Here is a 1,275-nt window from a genome sequence, read left to right on the forward strand (position 1 = left end):
CTCGTTCACCGGCCGGCGGAGGTCGCCGCGATCACCGGTCGCGAGATCGGCGACGAAATTCGCCCCGCCGACGTCGCGACCGTCCTCGCGAGCCCCGCGGGCGGGCTGAAGGGCGTCCCCGCAGGCGCGACCGCGATCCCGGTCGTGAACAAGGTCGACGACGAGGCGGACGCGGACGCCGCCCGTGCGGTCGCCGGGGAGATCCTCGTCCGCGCGGACGTGCCGCGCGTCATCCTGACGCGCCTGATCGCCGACGATCCGGTGGTGGAAGTCGTCGAGTAGCCCCCTACGGAGACTCGTCCGGAAGCTCCGCGAACGACCGCCACAGCGCCCGGTACAGCGTCCACGCGTCGACGCCGGTCCGGTCCGTCACGGCCCGGCAGGCCTCGTCGAACCGCCGGTAGTCGGCGGCCGAGGGCGGGTCCGGGTAGTCGCCGTCCAGTTCGCCGGCCGCGGCCAAGACGCCCCCCGTCCGCCGGTCGATCGCGACGAACCGCGACGGCGCGAGGAACTGGAGGAACCCGGACGCGACCGCGACGTCCACCCCGTCGAGCGCGGTGAGCGCGTCGAGGGCGGCGTCGACGTCGGGTGAGTCGTCCGCGGGGTCGCTCCCGTCGGTTCCCGCACCCACCGCGTCGACGGCGGCGTCGATGACCTCGATCACGTCGTCGAACTCGTTGTCGCGGAACGCCGCCTCGCGCTCGCGCCGCTCGCGGTCCGGGTACTCGCCGAGGTGCCGGCGGAAGTACCACCGGACGATCCACTGGGCGTCCCGGCGCCCGTACTCGTCGCCGGCGAACGTCTTCGGGACCGTCTCGACGTGCTGGCGCTCCACGTCGTACAGCGGCTCTTCGTCCGCGTACGCCCGGGCGCGGTCCCGGATCGTCGACTCGCTCAGGTCCATCGCCTCGCGGTACGGCGGTGGCACGGATGAACGTTCGTGCCGATCGTCCCGATCGATCGTTTCATACTGGCGTGGGCGCTAGTAACACGCATGACAGACGACCGGATCCCGGTCACCGTCCTCAGTGGCTACCTCGGCGCCGGGAAGACGACCATGGTGAACCACCTGCTCGCGAACCCCGGCGACAGGCGGATCGCGGTCATCTTGAACGACATGGGCGAGGTGAACGTCGACGCCGAGCTCGTCGCGCGCGAGAACGACGAGGAGGGCGTCGTCGACCTCTCGAACGGCTGTATCTGCTGCCGGCTTCAGGACGACCTGCTGAGCGAGGCCGCGGCGCTCGCCGAGTCGCGGGAGTTCGACTACCTCCT

The 1,275-nt window shown here is 71.5% G+C and carries 2 protein-coding genes and 1 pseudogene; 2 read left to right on the forward strand and 1 reads right to left on the reverse strand.

The annotated features are described in order from the left end of the window. Positions 1-282, forward strand: a pseudogene (locus U4E84_RS17665) (putative selenium-dependent hydroxylase accessory protein YqeC); the annotation flags it as partial. Between the two features lie 4 nt (positions 283-286). Here the strand turns inward: U4E84_RS17665 and U4E84_RS17670 are convergent. After that, positions 287-904, reverse strand: coding sequence for a hypothetical protein (locus tag U4E84_RS17670; protein ID WP_322533389.1), 618 nt, complete (start codon positions 902-904; stop codon positions 287-289). Between the two features lie 90 nt (positions 905-994). On the opposite strand from U4E84_RS17670, the gene U4E84_RS17675 reads away from it, so the two are divergent. Then, positions 995-1,275: GTP-binding protein (locus U4E84_RS17675; RefSeq protein WP_322533390.1), on the forward strand; the 281-nt coding region annotated here is incomplete at its 3' end.

This window comes from Halorubrum sp. AD140, assembly GCF_034497445.1.
Lineage (GTDB): Archaea > Halobacteriota > Halobacteria > Halobacteriales > Haloferacaceae > Halorubrum.

Excerpts from the sequence above, each read along its gene's own strand:
- U4E84_RS17670 (WP_322533389.1), bottom strand. The coding sequence starts at position 904 with ATGGACCTGAGCGAGTCGACGATCCGGGACCGCGCCCGGGCGTACGCG.